Source organism: Streptomyces sp. NPDC002138, from assembly GCF_040296485.1.
GTDB lineage: Bacteria > Actinomycetota > Actinomycetes > Streptomycetales > Streptomycetaceae > Streptomyces.
Genome location: NZ_JBEOXE010000069.1, coordinates 23,139 through 39,892, shown reverse-complemented (window position 1 = coordinate 39,892; position 16,754 = coordinate 23,139). Strand labels below are relative to the sequence as shown.

The window sequence follows — 16,754 nt, the reverse complement described above, 5'->3', positions numbered from 1 at the left end:
GTTGGATGGTATGCAGAGCCATAGGGCAGCCCCGTGCGTGCCATAAAACGCCGGGCGGGCTGGAGTTGGCTGGCTCTGGGGTGGGCGGCCTCGGGCTGGTGGTGCCTCCGGCGGGCCCTCAAACGCCGGGCGGGCTGGATGGGGCTGGTGTGGGCTGGCCCTGGGTGTGCGGCGTCGGGCCGGTGGTGCCTCCGGCGGGCCCTCAAACGCCGGGCGGGCTGGATGGGGCTGGTGTGGGCTGGCTCTGGGGTGGGCGGCCTTGGGCTGGTGGTGCCTCCGGCGGGCCCTCAAACGCCGGGCGGGCTGGATGGGGGTGGAGTGGGCTGGTTTTGTGGGCCGGGGTTTGTTCTGGGGCGGGGCCGAGGGGGGGGCGTGGGTGAGCCTCGCGACGGTGGGGGGCGCACAATCAGCCTGCCCGGCGTTTGAGGGCCCGCCGGAGGCAAGCCGGGCCGACACCGGCCCGAGGCCGAGGCGCGGGGCCGGGCCAAAGGACCGGAGGCCGGACCGGGGGCGGATCACCGGCCCGGAGGGTGGCCGCGGTGGCCGAGCACACGTACCCGACCCGGCGGACGGGCCCGAGGTCAGGGGGCGGGGCCGCGCACCGGGCCCGAGGCCTGGCTGAGGCCGCGCACCGGGTGCGAGGCCGGGCCGGGGCCGGGGTTCAGGGGGGCGGGGTCAGACGACCGCTCCGCGGCCCGGGTGGTCGTCCTCGTCGTCGTCGCCCTGGGTCATGCGGGCCACCAGGGTCGCGAAGCCGCCCAGGAAGCCGCCGATGCCCAGCGCGGTCAGCCACCACGTCATCTCCCACTGGAGCAGCACCGCCAGGAGGAGCAGCAACGGGCCGCCCACCACCGCCAGCCAGGCGAAGCGGGACGTGACGTCACCCGAGGGGAGCGGCGGCGGCTCCGGCGGGACGAAGTGGCCCTCGTCCGAGGAGGAGGAGTCGGAGTCCCCGGCCTCCGCCGCCGACGACGGCTCCGGCGACGGCTCCGGCAGGGCGTGGTCCCGCGGGCCGATCCCCACGCCCGGGGCGAACACTACCGAGCTGCCCAGGACGGGCGGACCCACCGGCCCCGCTTCCGGCTCCGGCTTGACGTCCTCCTCCGGCAGCAGCAGGTTCTCGATGGGTCTGAAGGGCCGGGAACCCGGCGGATCCGCCGGCTCCTGCCCGTACCCGGCGACGATCGCCGCCCACGCCGCTTCCTCGTCCAGTGGCGGAACGCCTCCTGACGACTCCTCGTGCTCAGCCACCGCTGGCCGCCCCCTCCCTGCCGATGCTCTCCGCGAGCCGCCCGATGAACGCGTAGCTGTCCGCGAAGATCCGCTCCGCGTCATGGTCCAACGTCGCGACGTGGTAGCTCTGTTCCAGCAGGGTTTCGGTGACGTCGGTCGACGACACCCGGGCGAGGACGCGCGCCGAGTCCACGGGCGGGACGACATGGTCCTGGGGGCTGTGCAGGAGCAGCAGCGGCTGCGTCACCTGCGGCAGCTCGGTGTCGACGATCCGGAGGAACTTGCGCAGCGAGTGCGCGGCCCGGGTCGGCACGCGGTCGTACCCGACCTCCTCCGAGCCGCCCTTGGCGATGTCGCTGGCGATGCCCGGCGTGGAGCGGATGAAATGCTGGGCGACCGGGAGGGCGAACGCCATCGGGTCGTGCACCTTGTTGGCCGGATTGACGAGGACCAGCCCGCTGATCGCGTCCCCGTGCTTCGCGGCGAGCCGCAGCGTGAGCGCACCGCCCATCGACAGGCCGAACACGAACACCTGCTCGCACCGCTCCAGCAGCTCCCGCAGGGCGCGGTCGACCTCCGCGTACCAGTCCTGCCAGCCGGTGAGCTGCATGTCCTGCCACCGGGTCCCGTGCCCCGGGAGTAGCGGCAGCGATACCGTCAGCCCGCGCTCGGCCAGATACTCGGCCCAGGGACGCAGCGACTGCGGGGAACCGGTGAAGCCGTGGCAGAGAAGGACGCCGACCTCTCCGCCCTCGTGGCGGAACGGCTCGGCTCCAGGGAGGACGGGCACCTGATTCTCCTTGATCATCACGTTCTGGGGACGGGCGCGCTGTGCTACTTCACCGTACGCGACCGGGCTGACACCGACCAGGGTCGTCGGGCCGCCACAGGGGCGGTCACGGGTTAAGGTCTGTTCGACAGACAAAGGAAGGCTTTCGAGTTGATCTACGGCGCAATGAAGTTCTCCATCGGCGGTTCCCTGAAGCTCGCCTTCAGGCCGTGGGTGGAGGGCCTCGAGAACATTCCCGCCGAGGGGCCGGCGATCCTCGCGAGCAACCACTTGTCGTTCTCCGACTCCTTCTTCCTGCCCGCGGTGCTGGACCGGAAGGTCACCTTCATCGCGAAGGCGGAGTACTTCACCTCGCCAGGCGTCAAGGGCAAGCTGACGGCCGCCTTCTTCAAGGGCGTCGGCCAGCTCCCGGTGGACCGCTCCGGCGCGCGCGGCGCGGGTGAGGCCGCCATCAAGAGCGGCATCGACGTCATCGAACGCGGCGAGCTGTTCGGCATCTACCCGGAGGGCACCCGCTCACCCGACGGGCGCCTGTACCGCGGCAAGCCCGGCGGCCTGGCCCGGGTGGCCCTGGCCACCGGCGCCCCCGTGATCCCGGTGGCGATGATCGACACCGAGAAGATCCAGCCTCCCGGCAAGGTCGTCCCGAAGCTGATGCGTCCGGGCATCCGGATCGGCAAGCCGCTCGACTTCAGCCGCTACCACGGCATGGACGGCGACCGCTTCATCCTGCGCTCGGTGACCGACGAGGTCATGTACGAGATCATGAAGCTCTCCGGCCAGGAGTACGTCGACATCTACGCGACCGCCGCCAAGCGGCAGATCGCCGACGCCGAGAAGGCCGCCAAGGCCGACCAGGCGGCGGAGGCGAAGGACAAGGAAGCGGACGCCGGGCCGAAGTAGCGCGACCGCGGGGCGAGGTGGGGCGGGGCGCGCGGACCGGACATGGCCGTCGCCCGTGAGGGGTGGGGGAGATGGCGAAACGCGAGCGCGTCGTGCGCATGTCGGTCGAGCAGCCGCTGTGGCGGGCGCTGACCGCCTACCGGCTGCTCACCGCCGTCTACGCGGTACTGCTCTTCGCCTTCGCCCACCGCGAGTTCGACCGCCCCTGGGTGGCGTCCTGCTACCTCGGCTTCCTCGTGCTGTGGACCCTGGTCACCTTCTCCAAGGTGGCGGGCGCGGCGGTCTGTACGAAGCCGTTCCTCATGGCGGACCTCACCGTCGCGGTCGTCGGGATCCTGTTGACCCCGCTCGCCGACACCCAGGAGCGGATCGCCGCGGGCGGCCCGACCCTCCCGTCGATCTGGAGCGCGGGCGCGGTCCTCGCCTTCGCCATCAAGGGCGGCTGGCGCTGGGCGGGCTTCGCCTCCTCCTTCGTGGCCGTCGCCAACATCGTGATCCAGCGCGGCGAACCGACCCGGGACACCCTGCACAACGTGCTGCTGGTGTGGGTCGCCTCCATCGCCATCGGGTACGTCGTCGAGGTCGCCCGGGCCAGTGAGGCGACCCTCGCCCGCGCCCTGGAGATCGAGGCGGCCACCCGCGAACGCGAGCGCCTCGCCCGGGACATCCACGACGGGGTCCTCCAGGTCCTCGCCATGGTCCAGCGCCGCGGCGCCGAGGTCGGCGGCGAGGCCGCCGAGCTGGGGCGGATGGCGGGCGAGCAGGAGGTGGCGCTGCGCACCCTGGTCTCCAGCGGCCTGGTGCCCGCCTCCCGGGTCTCGCGCGACGAGTCGCGGGGCGCGTTCGTGGACAGCGTCGAGGTGGCGGAACCCGGCGCGGACGAGGGGGAGCTGGACCTGCGCTCGCTCCTCGCCCCGCACGCCGGGTCGCGGGTGAGCTTCGCCGAACCGGGCGCCCCGGTCCCGCTCCCGGTGCCCGCCGCGCGGGAGCTGGCCGCCGCCGTCGGCGCGGCCCTCGACAACGTGCGCAAGCACGCGGGCGAGCAGGCCCGGGCCTGGATCCTGGTCGAGGACTGGGGCGACGAGGTGATCGTCACGGTCCGGGACGACGGACCGGGCATCGCGGCGGGCCGGCTCGACCAGGCCGCGGGCGAGGGCCGGCTGGGCGTGGCCCAGTCGATCCGGGGGCGGTTGCGGGACCTCGGCGGCACGGCCGAGCTGGTCTCCGTACCGGGCCAGGGCACCGAAGTGGAACTGAAAGTACCGAGGGGGAGGACGGGGTCCGCATGAACAGCGAACACAGCGCGGGGGACCGGGCGGCGGCCGACATCAAGGTGATGGTCGTCGACGACCATCCCATGTGGCGGGACGCGGTCGCCCGCGACCTCGCCGCCGCGGGATTCGACGTGGTCGCCACGGCGGGCGACGGCCCCGAGGCGGTCCGCCGGGCCCGCGCGGCCGCGCCCCAGGTCCTGGTCCTGGACCTCAACCTGCCCGGCATGCCCGGGGTGCAGGTCTGCAAGGAGCTGGTCGGCGCCGACCCCGCCCTGCGGGTCCTGGTCCTGTCGGCCAGCGGTGAGCACGCCGACGTGCTGGAGGCAGTCAAGTCCGGTGCGACGGGCTATCTGCTGAAGTCCGCGGGCGCCGCCGATCTCATCGACGCCGTCCATCGCACCGCGGTCGGCGACCCGGTCTTCACCCCGGGCCTGGCCGGTCTGGTCCTCGGCGAGTACCGCCGTCTGGCCGGAGACCCGGCCCCGGCCGCCGCCCACGAGCCCAAGGCCCCGCAGCTGACCGACCGGGAGACCGAGGTCCTGCGCCTGGTCGCCAAGGGGCTGTCGTACAAGCAGATCGCGGAACGCCTGGTCATCTCGCACCGCACGGTGCAGAACCACGTCCAGAACACCCTGGGCAAGCTCCAGTTGCACAACCGGGTGGAGCTGGTCCGGTACGCGATCGAACGGGGCCTCGACGACGCGTAGGGCGGCGGCCGGGTGTAGATCGTACGAATTCCCGTACGAGTGAACGTGAGTGCGCAACCACCCTGTGATCCACCGGAATTGACCCTTCCCGCGCGGGTCGGGTGACCTGCGTCACCACTAGCGTGGCCGCCGTGCGGGCTCAGCGGGCCCCTTGGCGAAGGGAAGATTCCATGAAGGTCGGAGTGCTGACCGGCGGCGGCGACTGCCCCGGGCTCAACGCGGTCATCCGCGCCGCGGTGCGCAAGGGCGTCCAGGAGTACGCGTACGACTTCATCGGGTTCAAGGACGGCTGGCGCGGCGCGGTCGAGGGCGACACCGTGCCGCTCGGCATCCGGGAGGTCCGCGGGATCCTGCCCCGCGGCGGCACCATCCTCGGCTCCTCGCGCACCAACCCGTTCAAGGTGGAGCACGGGGTGCGCCGGATCAAGGAGAGCCTCACCAAGTACGAGGTCGACGCCCTGATCGCGATCGGCGGCGAGGACACCCTCGGGGTCGCGGCCCGGCTGTACGAGGAGTACGGCATCCCCTGCGTCGGCGTACCCAAGACCATCGACAACGACCTGTCGGCGACCGACTACACCTTCGGCTTCGACACCGCCGTCGGCATCGCCACCGAGGCCATCGACCGGCTGCACACCACCGCCGAATCGCACATGCGGGTCCTGGTCGTCGAGGTGATGGGACGGCACGCGGGCTGGATCGCCCTGCACTCGGGGCTGGCGGGCGGCGCCAACGTCATCCTCATCCCGGAGCAGCGCTTCGACGTGGACCAGGTCTGCGCGTGGGTGACCTCCCGGTTCAAGGCGAGCTACGCGCCGATCGTGGTCATCGCCGAGGGCGCCATGCCCCAGGACGGCGAGATGGTGCTCAAGGACGCCACGAAGGACTCCTTCGGGCACGTCCGGCTGTCGGGCGTGGGCGAATGGCTGGCCCTGGAGATCGAGAAGCGCACCGGCAAGGAGGCCCGTACGACGGTGCTCGGCCACGTGCAGCGCGGGGGCACGCCGAGCGCCTTCGACCGCTGGCTCGCCACCCGCTTCGGGCTGCACGCGATCGACGCGGTGCGGGAGCGGGACTTCGGGAAGATGGTCGCGCTCCAGGGGACGGACATCGTCCGGGTGCCGATCGCCGAGGCCACGGCGAAGCTCAAGACGGTGGACCCGGCGCTGTACGCGGAGGCCGGGGTCTTCTTCGGCTGAGGCCGCCGCAGGCCTCCCTTCCGGATCTTGCCGGCGGGCGTGCCCGGGGCACGGGTCGTATCGTGACAAGCGGTGCGCACGCGGACGAGTCGCGTGCGCGACCGGTGTGCGACCCGTGATCCGGCCGTTCTACGGACAGGAGCAGGCGTGGAGATCCTGGCATTCGGTGTGACGGCCGACGAGAAGCCGCTGCTGGAGGGCGCCTTCGCGGGGGAGCACGAGCTCCGCGCGCTGGACGTCTTCCTGAGCGAGGACACCGCTCCGATCGCCGCCGGCTACGAGATCGTCTCCACCAGCGTGAACGCCGACCTCAACGGGCGGGTGCTGCGGACCCTGGCCGCGGGCGGGACCCGGATGATCGCCCAGCGTTCGACCGGCTTCAACAACATCGACCTGGAGGTCGCGGCCGGGCTGGGCCTGACGGTCGGCCGCGTCTCCTATTACTCGCCCTACTCGGTCGCGGAATTCGCCTGGACCCTGGCCATGGCGGTCAACCGGCGGATCGTGCGGGCCTCGAACCGCACCCGGGACTTCGACTTCCGGCTGAACGGCCTGATGGGCCGGGACCTGCGGGGCCGCACGGCGGGCGTCGTGGGCACCGGGAAGATCGGCGAGGCGTTCACCCGGATCGCCCACGGGTTCGGGATGAACCTGCTGGGCTGGGACATCGCGCAGAACCCGGCCTGCGTGGAGCTGGGCATGAAGTACGTCGAGAAGGAAGAGCTGTTCGCGGCGGCGGACCTGATCAGCCTGCACGTGCCGCTGCTCGACTCGACGCACCACATCGTCGACTCGGCGGCGCTGCGGATGATGAAGGACGACGCGATGCTGGTGAACACCAGCCGGGGCGGGCTGGTCGACACCGACGCGCTGGTCAGCGAGCTGCGGGCGGGCCGGTTCTCCGGGGTCGGGCTGGACGTGTACGAGGCGGAGGCCGGGGTGTTCTTCCTGGACAAGTCGCTGGACACGGTGGAGGACGACACGCTGGCGCGGCTGGTGACCTTCCCGCACGTGGTGGTGACCTCGCACCAGGCGTACTACACGCGGGACGCGGTGGAGCAGATCATCGCGGCGACCGTCGCCAACGTGGGCGACTACCTGGCGGGCCGCCGCTCGGAGAACACCCTGGTCCCGCGCGCCTGACCGCCCCGGCCGGTCCCCGCCCCCGGAAGCGGCCTTCCGGGAGCGGGATCCGGGCGTGCGGTCACGACCCGGCGGACACCGGCCGCATGGCCGCCAGCAGGTCACGGACGACGTCGGCGCCGCGCAGGCTCAGGACCGACTCCGGGTGGAACTGCACCCCGGCGAAGCCGCCCGCGAAGCCGGGGGGCGCGGCGCTCGCGCGCAGGGCGTGCACCTCGTACGTCGCCGGGTCCCGGGAGACCTCCACGCCGACCGCGGCCAGCCGGGCCGCGTCCGCGTCCGTGCAGCGCGCGGTGTAGGTGTTGTAGAAGCCCACCACCTCCCGCGTACCGAACAGGTCGACCGGGGTCTGCGCCCCCTGGGCGGGCTCCGCCTTGCGCACCAGCGGGAGGCCCAGCTCGGCGGCCAGCAGCTCGTGGCCCAGGCAGACGCCCAGGAGCCCGTCCCGGTGCGTGGCCAGCAGCTCCCGGGCCAGCGCGCGCAGCGAGCGCATCCGGGGATCCGCCGGGTCGGCCGGATCGCCCGGCCCGGGGCCCAGCACGACCGGGCCCGTCCAGGCGAGGGCGGCGGAGCGCAGCCCCGGATCGTCGTGGCGGCGTACGGTCACGTCCAGCCCGCACACCCGCAGCACGTGCGCCAGCATCGCCGTGAAGGTGTCCTCCGCGTCGATGACCAGCGCGTGCCCGCTCACCTCGGCGGGCCGGTCCTGCATCCGCAGCCAGAACGGCGCCAGGTCCCGCCGCCGGGCCGCCAGGGCCGCCTGCACCCGCGGGTCGTCGCCGAGCAGGGCCGCGCCGGGAGCGGGCCGGGCCGCGGCCGGGCGCACCCCGAGGGCCGCCAGCACCCCGGCGGCCTTGGCGTGCGTCTCGGCCACCTCGCTCGCCGGGTCGGAGTGGCGCACGAGGGTCGCGCCGACCGGGACGCGCAGGGTGCCGTCGGCGCTGATGTCGGCGGTGCGGATCAGGATGGGGGAGTCCAGGACCTGCGTGCCGTCGGCGTCCCGGCCGAGCAGGGCGAGCGCCCCCGCGTAATAGCCGCGGCCGCCGGACTCGTACCGCTCGATGACCCGGCAGGCGTTCTGCACGGGCGAGCCGGTGACGGTCGCCGCGAACATCGTCTCGCGCAGCACCTCCCGCGCGTCCAGCGTCGAGCGTCCGCGCAGCTCGTACTCGGTGTGCGCGAGGTGGGACATCTCCTTCAGCCGCGGCCCGACGACGACACCGCCCCTGTCGGCGACCGTGCACATCATCTTGAGCTCCTCGTCGACGACCATCGACAGCTCCTCGGTCTCCTTGCGGTCGCCGAGGAAGGCGAGCAGGGACTCGGCCGTGGGGCCCGTGGCGGGATGGCGGTAGGTGCCGCTGATCGGGTTCATCACCACCGTGCCGCCAGTCATCCGGACGTGGACCTCGGGGCTGGCGCCGACCAGCGTCCTCTCGCCCGTGTGCACGACGTACGTCCAGTACGCGCCCCGCTCGGCCACCAGCAGCCGCCGGAACAGCGCGAGCGCGTCGGCGCGGCCGAAGCCCGGGATGCTGCCCTCGTAGGTGCGCCGGATGACGAAGTTCGCGCCCTCGCCGCGGCCGATCTCGTCCTCGATGACCCGCTCCACCGTGGCCGCGTACTGCTCGTCGGGGACGTCGAAGCCGCCGCCCTCGACCCGCACCTCGTGCTCCGGGAGCGCCGCCAGGGCCGCGGCGAGCGGGACCGCGTACGCCTCCCGCGCGACCAGCACGCTCAGCGGGGTGCCGTCGTCGCGCACGTCGAAACCGCGCTCGCGGATCTGCCGGAACGGCACCAGGGCGAGCGTGGGCAGGTCCCCGAGCGGCAGGTCGGCCAGGCGCCGCGCCTCGTGCACCGGGCCGGTCAGCACCTCGACGGTGTCGTGGTCCAGGCCGGGGGTACGCCGGCGCAGCAGGGCGAACGGGCCGGAGCCGCCGAGCAGTGCGGCGACGTCCAGGGTGGTCGTGTTCCTCATGGGACGGGCTTCCTTCCAGTGGAGTGCGGGGAGGGAGCGGCCCGGAAACACCGAAGGCCGCCCCCGGGGGCGGCCTTCGCGTCAGATTCGGTGGGTACGCGAATTCAGTGGGCCGCCAACGGAGCGGTCCACCACCAGTTCTGGTTCGAGTTCGCGTACATGCCGCGGACCTTAGCCCATGCGGCGTCCGGTCCGCAGCCACCGTGTCTCACGATCTGATCGCCGGGCTGGACGGCCCGTGTGACGACGTAATGTGTACGAGGTGACCGTGAACGCTGAAAACCAAGCCCCCGCCGCCAAGGCGACCTGGCGCGACCTTCCCGCGGCGCAGCAGCCTTCGTACCCCGATGCCGAGGCTCTGCGCGCTGTCGTCGCGGACCTCGAGTCGTATCCCCCGCTCGTCTTCGCGGGCGAGTGCGACCAGCTGCGCGCCCGACTGGGAGCCGTCGCCAAGGGCGAGGCGTTCCTGCTCCAGGGCGGCGACTGCGCCGAGGCCTTCGACGGTGTCTCCGCCGACCACATCCGCGCCAAGCTGAAGACGCTGCTCCAGATGAGCGCCGTCCTGACCTACGCGGCCTCCGTGCCCGTGGTCAAGATCGGCCGCATCGCGGGCCAGTACTCCAAGCCGCGCTCCAAGGACACCGAGACCCGCGACGGCGTCACGCTGCCGACCTACCGCGGTGACTCGGTCAACGGCTTCGCCTTCACCGAAGAGGCCCGGATCCCGGACCCCGAGCGGCTGAAGCGGATGTACCACGCCTCCGCGTCGACCCTGAACCTGGTCCGCGCCTTCACCACCGGTGGTTACGCCGACCTGCGCCAGGTGCACGCCTGGAACCAGGACTTCGTGAAGGCCTCCCCGTCCGGGCAGCGCTACGAGCAGCTCGCGCGGGAGATCGACAACGCGCTGAACTTCATGAAGGCGTGTGGCACCGACCCGGCCGAGTTCAAGGCCGTGGAGTTCTACGCCTCCCACGAGGCGCTGCTCCTCGACTACGAAGGTGCGCTGACCCGCACCGACTCGCGCACCGGCAAGCTCTACGACACCTCGGGCCACATGGTCTGGGTCGGCGAGCGCACCCGCCAGCTGGACCACGCGCACATCGAGTTCTGCGCGCAGATCGCGAACCCGCTCGGCATCAAGCTCGGCCCCACGACCACCGTGGACGAGGCGCTGACGTACATCGACCGCCTGGACCCCGAGCGCGAGCCGGGCCGGCTGACCTTCGTCGTCCGCATGGGCGCCGACAAGGTCCGCGACAAGCTCCCCGAGCTGGTCGAGAAGGTCACCGCGTCGGGCGCGACCGTCGCGTGGGTCACCGACCCGATGCACGGCAACACCTTCGAGGCGGCCTCCGGCCACAAGACGCGCCGTTTCGACGACGTGCTCGACGAGGTCAAGGGCTTCTTCGAGGTGCACAAGGCGCTCGGCACCCACCCGGGCGGCATCCACGTCGAGCTGACCGGTGACGACGTCACCGAGTGCGTCGGCGGCGGCGACGAGATCTTCGTCGACGACCTGCACCAGCGCTACGAGACGGCCTGCGACCCGCGGCTCAACCGCAGCCAGTCGCTGGACCTGGCGTTCCTGGTGGCCGAGATGTACCGCGACCAGTAGGTCGCGATCAGTAGGTGGCTTCCTACGGCGATGGGGCGCGGATCGATGTGATCCGCGCCCCATCGCCGTACCCGGGTCTTTTAGGGAACCCTAAGTTTGGGTAGGGTTAGGTAAGCCTCACCGAATGGGGGGTCCGTCCGGTCCGGGAGGTGAACCGCGTGTACGTCTGCTCTTGCTTCGGCATCACGGACAAGCAGGTCAAGGCTCACGCGGACGCGGGAGCGTGCACGCCCCGCCAGATCGCCTCGGCCACCAAGGCCGGAACCGACTGCGGCTCGTGCGTGCGGACCATCCAGGGCATCCTCGGCCGTGGCGCGTGCCCCCGCCGCGAGCTGCTGGAGAAGGGCGGCGCGGCGGCCGTGCTCGCCGCCGACCCGGTCCTCGCCGTGGCCGACGAGGCCCTCGCCCCGGCTGCCTAGTGCCGCCCGGGGCCGCGAAGGGCCGCTGAGCACCGCATGCCGGAAAACACCCGCTCGGACTAGTTCGGGCTGGTTCGGACTAGCTCTCCGGCTGCTCGATGAGCTGCGCGATGTAGAGCGCCTCGCCGATCTGCTCGATGATCTCCAGCTGGGTGTCGAGGTAGTCGATGTGGTGCTCCTCGTCCTCCAGGATCTCCTCGAACAGGCGCGCCGAGGTGACGTCACCCTTGCCGCGCATCACCTCGATGCCCCGCTTGAGGCGGTCGATCGCCTCGACCTCCACCTGCCGGTCCGCCTCGAACATCTCCGTCAGCGTCTGCCCGACCCGCACGTGGAAGAGGCGCTGGTAGTTCGGCAGGCCGTCGAGCATCAGGATGCGCTCGGTGATCTTGTCCGCGTGCTTCATCTCGTCGATGGACTCGGCACGGGTGTACTTGGCGAGCTTGGTCCAGCCCTTGTTGTCCTGGATGCGGTAGTGCAGCCAGTACTGGTTGATCGCGGTCAGTTCGCCGGTCAGCTGCTCGTTGAGAAATTCAAGAACCTCGGGGTCGCCCTGCATGGCAGCGGGCTCCTTCCAAGTGGTGTGACGGGGCAGGTGCGCGCATCCTCGCACCGCCGCTGAGGAGCGTCCAGTAAGTGCCTCCTTAGTGGGAGTTACTGTGACTTGCCCGAATCGGCTCGGAGCTGGTCATGACCACCCTGGTCAGTCTGTCACCATGGAGTCATGGGTCAGCCGGAAAGCCGCGAAACTCCGGAAGCAGCACAGCTGGAGCTTCCTCCGGGGCAGCGTCTGCAGAAGGGCTGGCCGGTCACCCACTACGGTCCGGTGCCCAAATTCAAGCCGGACCGCTGGGAGTTCAGGGTCTTCGGCGCCACCGCCGACGGTGACAAGCACTGCTGGAACCACGAGGAGTTCTCGGCGCTGCCGTTCTCTTCCGTGGTCGCGGACCTGCACTGCGTGACGAAATTCAGCATGCAGGGAGCCGAATGGGGCGGGGTGCTCACCCGCAGTCTGCTGGAGCTGGCCCCGCCCGCGCCGAACGCCACCCACGTGATGGTGTGGGCCGAGTACGGCTTCAGTTCGAACCTGCGGCTCGCCGACTTCGCCTCCGAGCGGGCCCTCTTCGCCACGCACCAGGGCGGCGAACCCCTGACCGCCGAGCACGGTTTCCCGCTGCGGCTGGTCGTCCCGCACCTGTATGCCTGGAAGGGCCCCAAGTGGGTGCGCGGGATCGAGTACATGACCGCCGACCGGCGCGGGTTCTGGGAAGAGCGCGGCTATCACAACATCGGTGACCCGTGGCGCGAGCAGCGGTACTCCTACCAGGAGGAGCCGGGCGACGGCCCGGAGGTCTGACCGGCGGTACGCCGGTAGGCGCCGGCACTCGGTCGTGCCGGCGCAGTGGTGCCGGCTCAGTGGTACCGGCTCAGCGGTACCGGCTCAGTGGTACCGGCTCAGTGGTACTGGTGGACGACCGCGTGTCCCTTGCCGTGGCCGATCAGCCACTTGTTGACCGGCGTGGTGACCACGAAGGCCAGCGCCAGCGAGACCGCCAGCGCGATCCAGAACAGCGCCTGTGACAGCTGCGCGTCCATCGCGCCCGGCCAGAGCGCGATCACGCCGTTGTCGATCAGCTCCATGACGGCGATCGAGAGGGTGTCCGCGGCCAGCGCGATCCGGATCGCGGTGCGCGCGTCCACGCCCGCCGCGAGGATGCCGCGCAGGGTCAGCGCGTAACCGAAGACGAAGGCGAGGACGATCGCCAAAATCATCGTCGCCACGTTCCCCCAGCCCAGCGCCGTACCGACGATCATGCCGAGCACCTCGCCGATGGCGCATCCGGTGAGGCAGTGGAGGGTGGCCCGGGCAGCCGTCGCCCAGCCGGCCGGAGCCGGGTGGTGGTGGGCGTGCTCGTGCTCGTGCCCGTGTTCATGTCCGTGGGCCTGTGCGTGCTCGTGCTCGTGTGCGTGATCCATGACGACCCCCTGTGGGAAACGCGGACTACGGTCCTGCCGATGGACAGAACCGTATACCCCCCTGGGGTATTCCTCAATGGATCAGTGCAGCTCGCGCAGCTCCTTGAGCAGCGCGACGTCCGCCGCGTGCCCCTCCTTGCCGCCCGGGGTCTCGATGATCAGCGGTACGCCGTCCATCGCCGGGTGCGAGAACAGCTCGGCGAAGGCGTCCCGCCCGATGTGGCCCTGGCCGATGTTGGCGTGCCGGTCCTTGTGGGCGCCCACGCCCTCCTTCGAGTCGTTCGCGTGGATCAGCTTCAGCCGCCCCTCGCCCACCGTGTCCACCAGCAGGTCCAGCGTCTGCTTGGTCCCGCCCGGCTCCGCCAGGTCGTGCCCGGCCGCGAAGATGTGGCAGGTGTCGAGGCAGATCCCGAGCCTGGGGTGGGCGTCGAGCGCCTCGAAGTACGGCCCGAAGTCCCAGGTGCGCGAGCACAGCGAGAAGCCCTGGCCGGCCGTCGATTCGAGCAGCAGGAAGGGGTCGTCGTCATGCGTCAGCTCATCGAGCAGCGGCAGCATGTACTCCCTGACCTGCGCGTACGCCAGCTCGCGCGGGCGGCCGCCGGTCGCCGAACCGGTGTGCACGACCACCCCGCGCGCGCCGATCTCCCGGCCCCGGCGCAGCGAGTGGCGCAGGGACTCGACCGACTTCTCCACCGTCGCCTCGGTGTGCGAGCCGAAGTTGATCAGGTACGGGGCGTGCACGTAGACCGGGATCGACTCCTGCGCGCACTGCGCGCGGAACAGCTCGTCCTGCGCCGGGTTGCCCACCGGGGTCGCCCAGCCGCGCGGGTTGGCGACGAAGACCTGTACGGCCTCGGCGCCCATCTCCCGGGCGTACGTCAGCCCCACCGAGGCGAGGCCGCCCGCGACGGGCACGTGCCCGCCCACGGGATTGCGCGTCCGGGATGCCGTGCCGGCCTCGTGCGTCGACTCGCGCACCGACTCGCGCATCACAGTCCCTTGGTCCTGACGATGACGACGCTGCCCTCGGGGGCGCTCTGCCCGGCCGGCACCGACTGGGCGTCGACGGTGTTGCTGAACGAGAGGAACGGCCGTTCCACCTTCACCTTGAAGCCGGCGCCCTCCAGCGCCCGCTTCGCGGCCTCCACGTCCTGGCCGGTGACGTTCGGCACCGGGACCTGGCGCGGGCCCTTGGAGACCGTCAGCGTCACCGTGTCGCCCGCGGCCGCCTGGGCACCCGCGCTGAGCGACTGGTTGGCGACGGAGCCCGCGGGGCTCGCCGAATTGACCTGCTCGGGCGCGACCTCGACCTTGAGGCCCAGGCCCTCCAGGCCCTTGCGCGCCTGCTCGACGCCCGCGCCGACCACGCTCGGCACCTGCACCGGGCTGCCCTTGCTGACCACCAGCGCCACAGCCGCGTCCGGGGCCCGCTGGGCGCCGCCCTCCGGGTCGGTGCTGATCACCGCGCCCAGCGGGAGGTCCTGGCTGAACGCCTGGGTGACGATGCCGGGCGCCAGGCCCGCCTTGGTCAGCTCCGCCTTCGCGGCGTCCAGCGGCTTGCCCTTGACGTTGGGCACGACGACGATCTGGGGGCCGCGGGAGATGACCAGCGTCACCGCGCCGTTGCCGCGTATGCGCTTGCCGCTCTCCGGGTCGCTGTTCATCACGGTGCCGCGCTCGAAGCTGTCGCTGAACTTCCGGTCGACCCCCTTCACCCCGAGACCCGCCGCCGACAGTTGGGCGCGGGCCTGCTCCTCGGTCTTGCCGAGCAGGTGCGGAACCTTGGTGAACTGGCCCGAGCTGATGTACCAGACGCCCGTGCCGAGGCCGAGGGCGAGCAGGATCCCGGCGACGGTCAGGTAGGTGGCCCGCCGGGGGCGGGGGCGGCGTACCGCGTGCGAACGGTCGGTCCGGTCCGGCGGGCCGGGGTGCTCCAGCCGCGAGGTGTGCTCCGCGGGAGCGGCCGCCGGGGTGATGCGCGGGATCACGCTGGTGCGGTCCTCGGCCGCCGTCCGGTCCTCGGCGCGCGCCTGCGGCGGTACGGCGTCCAGCTCGCCGTCGGTCAGCGCGGCGCGGGCCTCGCGGACCAGGGCGAGCAGGGCCACCGCGTCGTACGGGCGCAGCTCGGGGTTGCGGGCGGCGGCCGTGGCGACCAGCTCGTCCAGCGACACCGGCAGGCCGGGGACGGCGGCGGACGGGGGCGGTACGTCCTCGTTGAGGTGGCGGTAGATCACCTGGGCCGGGGTGCCGCCGGTGTGCGGCTTGGCGCCCGTGAGCATCTCGTACAGGACGACACCGCAGGCGTAGACGTCGACGCGGGTGTCGGTGAGGCCGTTCTCGATCTGCTCGGGGGCGAGGTAGGAGACCGTGCCGAGGACGGAGCCGGTGGTGTCCGTGACGGAGTCGACGCTGCGGACGAGGCCGAAGTCGGCGACCTTCACCCGGCCGTCGTCGCCGATCAGGACGTTCTCGGGCTTCATGTCCCGGTGCACGAAACCGGCGCGGTGCGCGGCGCCGAGGGCGGCGAGCATCGGCTCCAGGATGTCGAGCGCGGCGCGCGGGCGCAGGGCGCCGCGCTCGCGGAGCACGTCGCGCAGGGTGCAGCCGGAGACGTACTCCATGGCCAGGAAGACGAACGGGCCGTCCGTGCCCTGGTCGAAGACGCCGACGACGTTGGGGTGCGCGAGGCGGGCCACGGACTTGGCCTCGCGGATGAAGCGCTCGACGAAGGCGGTGTCGGCGGCGAGGGCCGGGTGCATCACCTTGAGGGCGAGCACGCGGTCGAGGCGGGTGTCGACGGCCCGGTAGACCGTGGCCATTCCGCCGACCGCGATGCGGGCGTCGATGCGGTAGCGGCCGTCGAGCACGCGCCCGACGAGGGGGTCTTCCAGGGTCGTATCCACCCGGCGATTCTACGAGGGCCCCGCCGGAGCCGGTCGCCGGTCCCGTGGCTTGCAGCGCACCTGTGACGCTGCGCCCCCCCGACCGGCTCCCGCCGCCCTGCCCCCTGCCTCCGGCGACCCCGCCGAACCAGCCCCGCCCAGTGAGCGTGCGCCACCCCTATTCGCCTCCGGCGGGCCCTCAATCGCCGGGCGGGCTGGGTGTGCGGTCCGGGCGGGAGCCCGCGGCCCGGTGGTGCCTCCGGCGGGCCCTCAAGCGCCGGGCGGGCTGGATTTGCCCCCGGCGCGGGCTGGGTGTGTGGGGTGGGCGGGACCCCGCGGCCCGGTGGTGCCTCCGGCGGGCCCTCAAACGCCGGGCAGGCTGGATGTACGGGCTCGCATGCGCCGGGCGGGCTGGATTCGCCCCCGGCGCGGGCTGGGTGTGTGGGGTGGGCGTGAGCCCGCGGCCCGGTGGTGCCTCCGGCGGGCCCTCAAACGCCGGGCGGGCTGGGTGTGCGGGCTCGCATGCGCCGGGCGGGCTGGGTGTGGGGGCTCGCATGCGCCGGGCGGGCTGGGTTTGCCTCCGGCGGGCCCCCATGGGCCGGGCAAAGACAGCCCGCCCGGCGTTTGAGGG

At 72.1% G+C, this 16,754-nt stretch carries 15 protein-coding genes; 8 read left to right on the top strand and 7 right to left on the bottom strand.

Annotated elements, in window-relative coordinates; genetic code table 11:
- Window positions 1–675: 675 nt before the first annotated feature.
- The gene (locus ABT084_RS31555; protein WP_351051231.1) at window positions 676–1,251 is read right to left on the bottom strand and encodes a hypothetical protein; all 576 of its coding nucleotides are present in this window, start codon (window positions 1,249–1,251) and stop codon (window positions 676–678) included.
- Window positions 1,244–2,023 carry an alpha/beta hydrolase gene (locus tag ABT084_RS31550; RefSeq protein ID WP_351051229.1) on the bottom strand — a complete coding sequence of 260 codons (780 nt, stop codon included), beginning with the start codon at window positions 2,021–2,023 and terminating at the stop codon, window positions 1,244–1,246. Before ABT084_RS31550 ends, ABT084_RS31555 begins: the two co-directional genes overlap by 8 nt.
- A 165-nt stretch (window positions 2,024–2,188) precedes the next feature.
- Here ABT084_RS31550 and ABT084_RS31545 point away from each other — a divergent pair, with 165 nt between their 5' ends.
- The 5 genes from ABT084_RS31545 (at window position 2,189) to ABT084_RS31525 (ending at window position 7,249) form a co-directional block, all read left to right on the top strand.
- Window positions 2,189–2,926, top strand: coding sequence for a lysophospholipid acyltransferase family protein (locus ABT084_RS31545; protein WP_351051237.1), 738 nt, complete (start codon window positions 2,189–2,191; stop codon window positions 2,924–2,926).
- A gap of 71 nt (window positions 2,927–2,997) precedes the next feature.
- Window positions 2,998–4,215, top strand: coding sequence for a MacS family sensor histidine kinase (macS, locus tag ABT084_RS31540; protein ID WP_351051226.1), 1,218 nt, complete (start codon window positions 2,998–3,000; stop codon window positions 4,213–4,215).
- On the top strand, window positions 4,212–4,907 hold the full coding sequence (locus ABT084_RS31535) for a response regulator (protein ID WP_351051223.1): 696 nt from the start codon (window positions 4,212–4,214) through the stop codon (window positions 4,905–4,907). The genes macS and ABT084_RS31535 overlap by 4 nt, the downstream gene beginning before the upstream one ends.
- 170 nt (window positions 4,908–5,077) lie before the next feature.
- On the top strand, window positions 5,078–6,106 hold the full coding sequence (locus ABT084_RS31530; protein WP_351051220.1) for a 6-phosphofructokinase: 1,029 nt from the start codon (window positions 5,078–5,080) through the stop codon (window positions 6,104–6,106).
- 147 nt (window positions 6,107–6,253) lie between these two features.
- Complete coding sequence (locus ABT084_RS31525) at window positions 6,254–7,249, top strand: 2-hydroxyacid dehydrogenase (protein WP_351051217.1); 996 nt, start codon at window positions 6,254–6,256, stop codon at window positions 7,247–7,249.
- Between the two features lie 61 nt (window positions 7,250–7,310).
- On the opposite strand, the gene ABT084_RS31520 is transcribed toward ABT084_RS31525, so the two are convergent.
- The gene (locus tag ABT084_RS31520) at window positions 7,311–9,227 is read right to left on the bottom strand and encodes an anthranilate synthase family protein (RefSeq protein ID WP_351051215.1); all 1,917 of its coding nucleotides are present in this window, start codon (window positions 9,225–9,227) and stop codon (window positions 7,311–7,313) included.
- A gap of 253 nt (window positions 9,228–9,480) precedes the next feature.
- Between ABT084_RS31520 and ABT084_RS31515 the strand changes: the two genes are divergently transcribed.
- Both ABT084_RS31515 and ABT084_RS31510 read left to right on the top strand, forming a co-directional pair.
- Window positions 9,481–10,845, top strand: a complete 1,365-nt coding sequence (locus ABT084_RS31515) for a class II 3-deoxy-7-phosphoheptulonate synthase (protein WP_502969237.1) — start codon at window positions 9,481–9,483, stop codon at window positions 10,843–10,845.
- A 149-nt stretch (window positions 10,846–10,994) separates the two neighbouring features.
- A complete protein-coding gene (locus tag ABT084_RS31510; RefSeq protein WP_351051211.1) occupies window positions 10,995–11,264 on the top strand; it encodes a (2Fe-2S)-binding protein in 270 nt (89 codons plus the stop codon).
- 79 nt (window positions 11,265–11,343) lie between these two features.
- On the opposite strand, the gene bfr is transcribed toward ABT084_RS31510, so the two are convergent.
- A complete protein-coding gene (gene bfr / locus ABT084_RS31505; protein ID WP_351051208.1) occupies window positions 11,344–11,823 on the bottom strand; it encodes a bacterioferritin in 480 nt (159 codons plus the stop codon).
- A 165-nt stretch (window positions 11,824–11,988) separates the two neighbouring features.
- Here bfr and ABT084_RS31500 point away from each other — a divergent pair, with 165 nt between their 5' ends.
- Complete coding sequence (locus ABT084_RS31500) at window positions 11,989–12,621, top strand: sulfite oxidase-like oxidoreductase (protein WP_351051206.1); 633 nt, start codon at window positions 11,989–11,991, stop codon at window positions 12,619–12,621.
- 98 nt (window positions 12,622–12,719) lie between these two features.
- Here ABT084_RS31500 and ABT084_RS31495 read toward each other — a convergent pair whose 3' ends face one another.
- The 3 genes from ABT084_RS31495 to pknB all read right to left on the bottom strand — a co-directional run bounded on the left by ABT084_RS31495 (window position 12,720) and on the right by pknB (window position 16,144).
- Window positions 12,720–13,241 (bottom strand): DUF4396 domain-containing protein, encoded by a 522-nt coding sequence (locus ABT084_RS31495; protein WP_351051203.1) that lies wholly within the window; start codon window positions 13,239–13,241, stop codon window positions 12,720–12,722.
- Between the two features lie 81 nt (window positions 13,242–13,322).
- Window positions 13,323–14,231: a deoxyribonuclease IV gene (locus ABT084_RS31490; RefSeq protein ID WP_351051200.1), complete on the bottom strand. Its 909-nt coding sequence runs from the start codon at window positions 14,229–14,231 to the stop codon at window positions 13,323–13,325.
- Entirely contained in the window at window positions 14,231–16,144 is a 1,914-nt protein-coding gene (gene pknB / locus ABT084_RS31485) for a Stk1 family PASTA domain-containing Ser/Thr kinase (protein ID WP_351051198.1), read from the bottom strand. Before pknB ends, ABT084_RS31490 begins: the two co-directional genes overlap by 1 nt.
- Between the last annotated feature and the right edge of the window lie 610 nt (window positions 16,145–16,754).

What these genes read in the sequence shown, in the direction of transcription:
- ABT084_RS31545 (WP_351051237.1), top strand. Translation starts at nt 2,189, where the DNA reads ATGAAGTTCTCCATCGGCGGTTCCCTGAAGCTCGCCTTCAGGCCGTGG.
- macS (WP_351051226.1), top strand. Translation starts at nt 2,998, where the DNA reads ATGGCGAAACGCGAGCGCGTCGTGCGCATGTCGGTCGAGCAGCCGCTG.
- ABT084_RS31535 (WP_351051223.1), top strand. Translation starts at nt 4,212, where the DNA reads ATGAACAGCGAACACAGCGCGGGGGACCGGGCGGCGGCCGACATCAAG.
- ABT084_RS31530 (WP_351051220.1), top strand. Translation starts at nt 5,078, where the DNA reads ATGAAGGTCGGAGTGCTGACCGGCGGCGGCGACTGCCCCGGGCTCAAC.
- ABT084_RS31520 (WP_351051215.1), bottom strand. Translation starts at nt 9,227, where the DNA reads ATGAGGAACACGACCACCCTGGACGTCGCCGCACTGCTCGGCGGCTCC.
- bfr (WP_351051208.1), bottom strand. Translation starts at nt 11,823, where the DNA reads ATGCAGGGCGACCCCGAGGTTCTTGAATTTCTCAACGAGCAGCTGACC.
- ABT084_RS31500 (WP_351051206.1), top strand. Translation starts at nt 11,989, where the DNA reads ATGGGTCAGCCGGAAAGCCGCGAAACTCCGGAAGCAGCACAGCTGGAG.
- ABT084_RS31495 (WP_351051203.1), bottom strand. Translation starts at nt 13,241, where the DNA reads ATGGATCACGCACACGAGCACGAGCACGCACAGGCCCACGGACATGAA.
- ABT084_RS31490 (WP_351051200.1), bottom strand. Translation starts at nt 14,231, where the DNA reads ATGCGCGAGTCGGTGCGCGAGTCGACGCACGAGGCCGGCACGGCATCC.